Below are 1,402 nucleotides of genomic sequence, written 5' to 3'. Positions count from 1 at the left end.
CTCCACTCCTAAGTATGCTAGGAAAAATTGTTCAAAACTCACAAATCTACTTTTAACCTATTATATTTTAATTTCAGGTATAATACTAAAATATCTCTTACGACCAAAGCCTTTGTTTCAAGGCTTTCTTAAGTTCTTTTGTTATTAGATTTTTACGCATTCACCAGTTAAGCTACACACTCATCGATTCGCTGTTACTGTATCGTTTCGTCGTAAACTCCTTACTCTACGACAGCTATCCCATGGGCAGAACATCTGTTTCTACTTCGCTGATGCCTCAGCTCGTACAAGCAGTGATACGGCCTCAACATGGTGCGTTTGCGGGACTCAAAAGGTCCGGGGAACCTTTTGAGGATTAACTTCGTTTTACCAACAAGCTCACGCACTCAACGTGCGTTGAGAGTACACTTTGTATCTTCCTACTATAATAATGGTTGTTTATGATTTTTGAGTTGATAGATTGAATAGGTTTGTGGGAACAAATCACTCAACCGTCACTTCTCTTTTGCTTAAATTTGAAAAGATAGCTACTTGTCTGTTTCAATCCATCAAGTTCATCAAATTTATGACGACTTATTTCTTTGGTATCACGATTGACTAAAACGACCTCGTAAGAGTCACGGTTATCTGACATAGAATTATATTCATTAATCGACATTTCAAATTCTGTAATTGATGATTTTACCTCAAAGTACATATTCCCATTCTCTGGGTCATGAACCCACATATCACAAACAATTCCGTTTGGTGGCTGCTTATTACGATCTGAAGATTTACTAGAATATTTCGAATTCCAAATTACATTAAGTTTTTGATTCTGAGTCAATTCAGCATAAGCAATTTGTTCTGCTGTTTCACCAGCATCATCATTTGCGGAGTTTCTATTATCATAATCTCGTTTACTTCTTTCTCCATTTCGTGTGTTCTTACCTTTCCTACTATCACTATTCGATGGTTCAAGAATGGTTTGAACAGTTGATGTTCCTTCAATAGAGATGCCAGATTTTTCTCCGTTCAAATCAACTTCATTTTCTTTAGTAATGAATTTCAGTATATCTTCTCTTAAACGGGACGGAATACCAAAATACAGTAAGGAAGAAACTTTTTGATGACCATTAATATAATAATCAAAATCATCTATTGTAATAGCTGCAACCGTGACTAACTCTTCGACATTATTATCATACATGCCATCAATGTCAATCTCATCAGTAATTGACACACTTAGCTCTGGAAATCTCTTCTTACTTTCTTTCTCAATGTCGACTTGAACTGAATTTGGAATTTCAGAAATCTCAAATTGATAATCTTTGTATCTATCAATTTTTTCTAGGAATGTTTCTTTTAATATTTCATCATCGCTCTTATTTGCATTGCTATATAAAATCTGGCGGTAATGTTC

General features: G+C 34.9%; 1 protein-coding gene. It reads right to left on the bottom strand.

What is annotated here, in order from left to right; translation table 11 throughout:
- Positions 1 to 487 precede the first annotated feature (487 nt).
- Positions 488 to 1,402, bottom strand: a 915-nt coding sequence (locus D8837_RS09245) for a protein NO VEIN domain-containing protein (RefSeq protein ID WP_125456873.1), incomplete at its 5' end; no start/stop codon positions are given.

The sequence above is a fragment of the Streptococcus mitis genome (assembly GCF_003942965.1).
GTDB lineage: Bacteria > Bacillota > Bacilli > Lactobacillales > Streptococcaceae > Streptococcus > Streptococcus mitis_BH.
Note: the sequence above shows the minus strand (reverse complement) of the source record. Positions and strands in the feature narration are given on the sequence as shown.